The organism is Mycobacterium sp., from assembly GCF_032159565.1.
GTDB lineage: Bacteria > Actinomycetota > Actinomycetes > Mycobacteriales > Mycobacteriaceae > Mycobacterium.
Genome location: NZ_JAVHWR010000134.1, coordinates 73717 through 80771 on the forward strand (window position 1 = coordinate 73717; position 7055 = coordinate 80771).

8 protein-coding genes are annotated in these 7055 nt (G+C 65.9%); 5 read left to right on the forward strand and 3 right to left on the reverse strand.

The features are described from left to right. Positions 1-27 precede the first annotated feature (27 nt). Positions 28-783, reverse strand: a complete 756-nt coding sequence (locus QOC76_RS18230) for a hypothetical protein (protein ID WP_526358880.1) — start codon at positions 781-783, stop codon at positions 28-30. Between the two features lie 73 nt (positions 784-856). Here QOC76_RS18230 and QOC76_RS18235 point away from each other — a divergent pair, with 73 nt between their 5' ends. Next, positions 857-1900: a DNA topoisomerase IB gene (locus QOC76_RS18235; RefSeq protein WP_526358882.1), complete on the forward strand. Its 1044-nt coding sequence runs from the start codon at positions 857-859 to the stop codon at positions 1898-1900. Here QOC76_RS18235 and QOC76_RS18240 read toward each other — a convergent pair. After that, on the reverse strand, positions 1887-2696 hold the full coding sequence (locus tag QOC76_RS18240; protein WP_526358884.1) for a crotonase/enoyl-CoA hydratase family protein: 810 nt from the start codon (positions 2694-2696) through the stop codon (positions 1887-1889). The two genes, QOC76_RS18235 and QOC76_RS18240, sit on opposite strands and share 14 nt — an antisense overlap. Before the next feature lie 65 nt (positions 2697-2761). On the opposite strand from QOC76_RS18240, the gene fadD19 reads away from it, so the two are divergent. The 4 genes from fadD19 to QOC76_RS18260 are packed head-to-tail and all read left to right on the forward strand — an operon-like array spanning position 2762 to position 6777. Next, complete coding sequence (fadD19, locus tag QOC76_RS18245) at positions 2762-4420, forward strand: medium/long-chain-fatty-acid--CoA/3-oxocholest-4-en-26-oate--CoA ligase (protein WP_526358886.1); 1659 nt, start codon at positions 2762-2764, stop codon at positions 4418-4420. Positions 4421-4449: 29 nt separating this feature from the next. Next, positions 4450-5571, forward strand: a complete 1122-nt coding sequence (locus QOC76_RS18250; RefSeq protein WP_526358888.1) for an NAD(P)H-dependent flavin oxidoreductase — start codon at positions 4450-4452, stop codon at positions 5569-5571. Between the two features lie 59 nt (positions 5572-5630). Beyond that, the gene (locus tag QOC76_RS18255; protein ID WP_526358890.1) at positions 5631-6332 is read left to right on the forward strand and encodes an alpha/beta fold hydrolase; all 702 of its coding nucleotides are present in this window, start codon (positions 5631-5633) and stop codon (positions 6330-6332) included. A gap of 58 nt (positions 6333-6390) precedes the next feature. Further along, a complete protein-coding gene (locus QOC76_RS18260; RefSeq protein WP_526358902.1) occupies positions 6391-6777 on the forward strand; it encodes a VOC family protein in 387 nt (128 codons plus the stop codon). Here QOC76_RS18260 and QOC76_RS18265 read toward each other — a convergent pair. Then, the coding region (locus tag QOC76_RS18265) for a helix-turn-helix domain-containing protein (protein ID WP_526358892.1) at positions 6717-7055 on the reverse strand (339 nt) is incomplete at its 5' end. The genes QOC76_RS18260 and QOC76_RS18265 overlap by 61 nt on opposite strands.

The following is a 7055-nucleotide window of genomic DNA, read 5'->3' on the forward strand; positions in this document are numbered from 1 at the left end:
CGTCGAGTGGCGCTCGGTGATCGTCGCCTACCGCCATTGGCCGGTGAGCAGGGGCTCCGCGGGGTGGAGGTCGCGTTCCATGCCCAGCTCGGTGAACACGTCCGCGGATCGCCGGGATTCCCGTTTCGTCGGCAGCGCGATGCCCAACTCGCGGGTGACGTCCGGACTTGCGCCGATCAAGACCAACTCGGTGCCCGGGTAGTCGAGGAAGTCGGGCGGGTCCAGCTTCGTGAACCTCCGGTCGCCGAATGTCGCCCACAACGCGTCCGGGTATTCGGGCCTTTGCGACGGCGGCAGCCCGGCTCGCGGCCGATCCGGCGGGGCCGGCGCCTCTGGGTTGCGAACGGTCACGATGAGGCTGGCGTTCGGCCGGATCTGGAACGCAGCCTGGACCGGTCCTGGCGTCTTGGGCAACTCGAGCGCATAGGCGATGTGGGTGTGGCCGCCGTGATCGACGATGGCGTACACACCCTCGCCCGACGGTCGCACCGCCGGCTCGACACGCGTGCCCCGGGACTTGGTCTGATAAGCGTACGGATCGAGTTCGTCCTCGAGCTCGGCCGCCTCCTCGGTGACAAGATCGATGAATCCCCATGCCCGCTCGTGGTCCTCGACGATGGGTAGCCGTTTGCGGCCGACGATCATCCGCCGGAATCTCGCCTTCGCGTCCGGCTTGAGAATGACGTAGAAACGCGCCACGTCGTCGAGGCCACGCACGTGTTGCGCGTCCACCTTGGGGCGGTAGCAAAAGAAGATGTCGCCCTGTTCGGTTACCCGGGTCATTGACGTCGTGTCGCCGCAATCCTCCCGCCTAAACATCGTGAATGGGTCGCGTCAACGTGGGCATCCCGGAGGGATGAGTCGCCTCGACCCCGCCGTCGCGGAATGCGCAGGCCTGACGTATGTCACCGATTCCGATCCGGGCATCACCAGAGAGCGCGTCGAGGACGGTTGCATATACCGGCGCCCGGACGGCAGCCTGGTCTGCGGCGACGATCGGGCCTGGATAGACGCGATCGGCATCCCTCCGGCCTGGACCGACGTGTGGATCAGCCCGCGGCCCGACGGGCACATCCTTGCCACGGGTCGCGACTCACGCGGTCGAAAGCAGTACATCTACCACCCGCGCTGGCGCGAGGTGCGCGACCGCACGAAGTTTCACCGCATTGGTCACTTCGGGCGGGCGCTGCCGGGATTGCGGCGCCGGGTTGATCACGACCTGGACCTGCCGGGGCTGTCTCGCGAAAAGGTGCTCGGCGCGGTGCTGCGCCTGATGGACATGACGTTGATACGCATCGGCAACGACGAGTACGCCCGGCAGAACGAGCATTACGGCCTAACCACGCTGCGCCACGACCACGTCCGGTTCGAGGACCCAACCACGGTGATGTTCGAATTCCGGGCCAAGTCCGGCAAGGAACAACGCGTGCGGCTGTCTGACCCGCGGCTGGCCAAGATCGTATATGCCTGCCACGAGTTGCCCGGGCAGAAACTCTTCGCCTACATCGACGACGACGGACGGGTAGTCCACGTCGGATCGGCCGAGGTCAACAATTACCTACGCGAGATCGCCCGGGAGATCTTCACTGCCAAGGACTTCCGCACCTGGGGCGGCACCGTAACGGTCGCGGACGCACTGGTCCGAATCGGCCCGTCCCGGTCGCTGACCGACGCCAAACGCAAGATCAACAAGGCCATCGACGCGGCCGCGGAGCGGCTCAACAACACCCGCGCGGTGTGCCGGAAGAACTATGTCGATCCTCGGGTGCTCGATTCGTATCTCGACGGGTCGCTGCACCTGACGTTCGCGCGAGCTCGCAAGCGACTGTGTCTCTCACGCGCCGAGTCCGGCGTCCTATTGCTCACAGACGAACGGCACCCGCACGTCAACGCATCTTGAAATTGGGCGCGCGCTTCTCCTTGAACGCCAGCGGGCCTTCCTTGGCGTCGTCGGAGATGAACACCTCGATGCCGATCTTGGTGTCGATCTTGAAGGCCTCGTTCTCGTGCATGCCCTCGGTCTCGTGGATCGTCCTCAGGATCGCCTGCACCGCGAGCGGCCCGTTCTTGTTGATCACCTCGGCGATCTCGAGCGCCTTCTCCAGCGCTGTGCCGTCCGGCACCACGTATCCGACAAGGCCCATCTCCTTGGCCTCGGCCGCGGTGATGTGCCGTCCGGTCAGCAACAGGTCGCACGCCACCGTGTAGGGAATCTGGCGCGCCAGCCGCACAGCGGAACCGCCCATCGGATAGAGGCTCCACTTGGCCTCGGAGATGCCGAACTTGGCGCTTTCGGCCGCGACCCGGATGTCGGTGCCCTGGAGGATCTCGGTGCCGCCTGCGATCGCGGGCCCCTCAACGGCTGCGATGAGCGGCTTGGTCAGCCGGCGCCCCTTCAGTAGGGCGTCGATGCGCGACGGGTCGTAGCTGCCGTCGGCGAACGAGTCGCCCGGCGGCTTGGCCGTCGCCGCCTTGAGGTCCATCCCGGCGCAGAAGTAGCCGCCGGCACCGGTCAGGATGCATGACCTGATCTCAGGATCGTCGTCGACGCGGTCCCACGCCTCGACCATGATCGAGAGCATCTCGGTGGAAAGTGCGTTACGCGCCTCGGGGCGGTTGAGCGTCAAGATCAGCGTGTGTCCGCGCTGCTCAATGAGGGCGTCGGGGCCTTTCTCGGGATTTTCACCGTCGCTCACGGAACCGTCCGCCTTCCTGCATCGATGCCACAGACTTGTCACGAAATGTAACACGTTCTAGTTTGGTGTCCGTGGCCCTGAACATTGCAGACCTCGCCGAGCACGCCATCGACGCCGTGCCAGACCGCGTCGCGCTGATCTGCGGCGACGACCAGCTGACCTACGCGCAGCTGGAGGAGAAGGCCAACCGCCTCGCGCACTACCTGATCGACCAGGGTGTGAAGAAGGACGACAAGGTCGGCCTGTACTGCCGCAACCGCATCGAGATCGTCATCGCGATGCTCGGCATCGTGAAGGCCGGCGCCATCCTGGTCAACGTCAACTTCCGCTACGTCGAGGGCGAGCTGAAGTATCTTTTCGAGAACTCGGACATGGTTGCGCTGGTGCACGAGCGGCGCTACGCCGACCGGGTCGCCAATGTGCTCCCCGAAACGCCCAACGTCAAGACCATCCTCGCAGTCGAGGACGGCAGCGACGACGACTTCCAGCGCTACGGCGGCGTCGAGTTCTTCGCGGCGCTCGAGCAGGCCTCGCCTGAGCGCGATTTCGGCGAGCGCAGCGCCGACGACATCTATCTGCTCTACACCGGCGGCACCACCGGATTTCCGAAGGGCGTCATGTGGCGCCACGAGGACGTCTACCGAGTGTTGTTCGGCGGCACCGATTTCGCGACCGGCGAGTTCATCTCCGACGAGTACGACCTTGCCAAGGCCGCCGCGGAGAATCCGCCGATGATCCGCTACCCGATCCCGCCGATGATCCACGGTGCGACGCAGTCGGCTACCTGGATGTCGGTGTTCTCGGGTCAAACGACAGTGCTGGCACCGGAATTCGACGCCGACGAAGTGTGGCAGACGATCGAGAAGCACAAGGTGAACCTGCTGTTCTTCACCGGCGATGCGATGGCCCGGCCGCTGCTCGACGCGTTGACCAAGATGCATGACTCCGGTCACGAGCCCGACCTGTCGAGCCTGTTCCTGTTGGCCAGCACGGCGGCCTTGTTCTCGACCAGCATCAAGGAGAAATTCCTTGAGCTGCTGCCCAACCGGGTGATCACCGACTCGATCGGGTCCTCCGAAACGGGCTTCGGCGGCACCAGCATCGTGGCCAAAGGCGAGTCGCATACCGGCGGACCGCGGGTGGCGATCGATCACCGCACCGTCGTGCTCGACGAGAACGGCAACGAGGTGAAGCCGGGATCCGGAGTGCGCGGGCTCATCGCGAAGAAGGGCAACATCCCCGTCGGCTACTACAAGGACGAGAAGAAGACCGCGGAGACGTTCAAGACGTTCAACGGCGTGCGCTACGCGATCCCGGGCGATTACGCCGAGGTGGAGGCAGACGGAACTGTCACGATGCTCGGCCGCGGTTCGCAGTCCATCAACAGCGGCGGCGAAAAGATCTACCCGGAAGAAGTGGAGGCCGCCCTCAAAGGCCACCGTGACGTGTTCGACGCGCTGGTCGTCGGCGTGCCGGACGAGCGATTCGGCAACTGCGTTGCCGCCGTCGTGCACCGCAGGCCCGGGACCAACCCGACGCTGGCCGAACTCGACACGTTCGTGCGCCAGGAGATCGCCGGTTACAAAGTGCCGCGCAAGGTTTGGTGGGTCGACGAAATCCACCGCACACCTGCAGGCAAGCCCGACTACCGGTGGGCGAAGGACACCACCGAGGAGCGCCCCGCCGACGACGTGCACGCCAACCATGTGGGAACACCGTCGTGATGGGGCGAGCGAAGCGACGGGGGAAGTAGATGCACACCGAACTGTGTGACCGCTTCGGCATCACCTATCCGATCTTCGTCTTCACCCCGTCGGAGAAGGTGGCGGCCGCAGTCAGCAAGGCGGGCGGCCTTGGTGTGCTCGGATGCGTCCGGTTCAACGACCCCGACGACCTCGAAGGCGCGTTGCACTGGATGGACGAGAACACCGACGGCAGGCCCTACGGTGTCGACGTCGTGATGCCCGCCAAGATTCCGGCCGAGGGCACGTCCGCCGATATCGGCAAGCTGATCCCGCAGGCGCATCGCGACTTCGTCGGCAAGACGCTCGCCGACCTCGGTGTGCCGCCGCTGCCCGAGGGCGAAGAACGCTCCGCGGGCGTACTCGGCTGGCTGCACTCGGTCGCGCGGTCGCACGTCGAGGTGGCGCTGCGGCATCCGATCAAGCTGATCGCCAACGCGCTCGGCTCGCCGCCCGCGGACGTCATCGATCAGGTTCACCAGGCCGGTGTCCCGGTTGCCGCGCTGGCGGGCAGCGCCAAACACGCGCAACGCCACGTCGACAACGGCGTCGACATCGTCGTCGCCCAGGGTCACGAGGCCGGCGGGCACACCGGCGAAATCGGCTCGATGGTGTTGTGGCCGGAAATCGTTGACGCCCTTGATGGTCGGGCCCCGGTGCTCGCCGCCGGTGGCATCGGCACCGGACGCCAGGTGGCTGCCGCCCTCGCGCTCGGTGCGTCCGGCGTATGGATGGGATCAGCGTTCCTGACGTCCGCGGAATACGATCTCGGCGTTCGTACCGACGGCGGCACATCGGTGATCCAGCAGGCGCTGCTCGGCGCGACATCCAGTGACACCGTGCGTCGGCGCATCTACACCGGCAAACCCGCGCGGCTGCTCAAGAGCCGGTGGACGGATGCCTGGGATGCACCCGACGCACCCGAGCCGCTGCCGATGCCGCTTCAGAACATCCTCGTCAGTGAGGCGCACCAACGCATGAGCGAGTCGTCGGACCCGACGGCCGTCGCGATGCCCGTCGGTCAGATCGTCGGCCGGATGAACGAGATCCGGCCGGTCGCCGACATCATCGCCGAGTTGGTGTCCGGCTTCGAAGAAGCCACGACGCGTCTCGACGACATCCGGGATCGCTAACCCGGCCACCGTTCGTCGGACCCCTTCGTAGGATCGCCTGATCAGCAGGGGAGCGTGTGATGTCGACATTTGCATTGGTGCACGGCGCGTGGCACGGGGCGTGGTGTTGGGAACGGCTCACGCCCGAACTTGTTGCGTTGGGTCACCGAGTGATCACGATGGATCTTCCCGTTGACGACAGCTCGCCGTCGTTCGACGACTATGCCGACATCGTATGCGGCGCAGTTGCAGACATCGACGGCGATGATCTTGTCGTCGTCGGACATTCATTGGCGGGCCAGGTCGTTCCGCTCGTCGCCGCGCAGCGGCCGATGCGACGCCTCGTCTATCTCTGCGCGATGCCGCCGATTCCCGGACGATCCTTTGCGCAGCAGATCGCCGATGAGGCGGAGATGCTGCACCCGGATTACACCCGCGGCCTCGGGAAGAGGGATTCGGAGGGGCGCACGGCGTGGGTCGACGAAGGACTGACCCACTTTCACCTCTTCGGCGACTGCGACGAGCGCACGACATCGGCCGCTTTCGCGCGACTGCGTCCGCAGGCCACGTGGCCCTACCGAGTGCCGTGTTCCCTGCCTGCCCTGCCCGTCGTCAAATCCACTTACGTGGTATGCGACGAGGACCGGGTCGTGATTCCCGAGTGGTCGCGACGGATTGCACGCGATTGGTTGAATGCCGAGATCATCGAGATGCCGGGCAGCCACTCGCCGTTCTACTCGCGGCCAAAGGATCTGGCCGAACTACTGGATCGACTCGAGTAGTCCGTGTCCGATTCGTTCACGACGGGCCGGTCAGCCGACCTAGCGTGCAGGCATGGACATTGCACTGACACCAACCGTCGTCGAGATCGCCACCAAGGACCTGCAGCGCGCGCTCGACTTCTATCGGCTACTGGGACTGGGCATTCCCCAATCGGAAGGCCCGCATGTCGAAGTCGACCTGCCAGGCGGCAACAAGCTGGCCTTCGACGACGAGGAGATCATCGCCGGCATGCACCCCAGCTGGACCCCGCCGACGCAACAGGGCCGGGTGGCGCTGGCGTTCAGGGTGAACGTCCCGTCGGACGTCGACGCGCTTTTCGGGCGGATCACCGGCGCAGGGCATGCCGGCGCCCTGAAGCCGTTCGACGCCCCGTGGGGCCAGCGCTATGCGACCGTGACCGATCCCGACGGCACGTCGGTAGACCTGTTCTGCCGGCTGCCCTGACGCAGCGACGCCAGCGGCATGCCGGTCAATTCACGGACCTCGCGGTGCAGGTGCGGTTGGTCGGCGTAACCGGCCGCGGCCGCCGCGTCGGCCGCGGAGACGCCGTCGTCCAGCAGTCGGACGGCGCGGCGGAACCGCAGGATGCGCCGCAGCATCGCTGGCCCGTAGCCGTAGACGGCGGCGCATTGGCGCTGCAGCGTGCGGCTCGACCAGCCGGTGTGGCGGGCGACGTCTGATACTGCGGCACCGTTACCGAGGCTGTAGGTGATGAGGCGCAG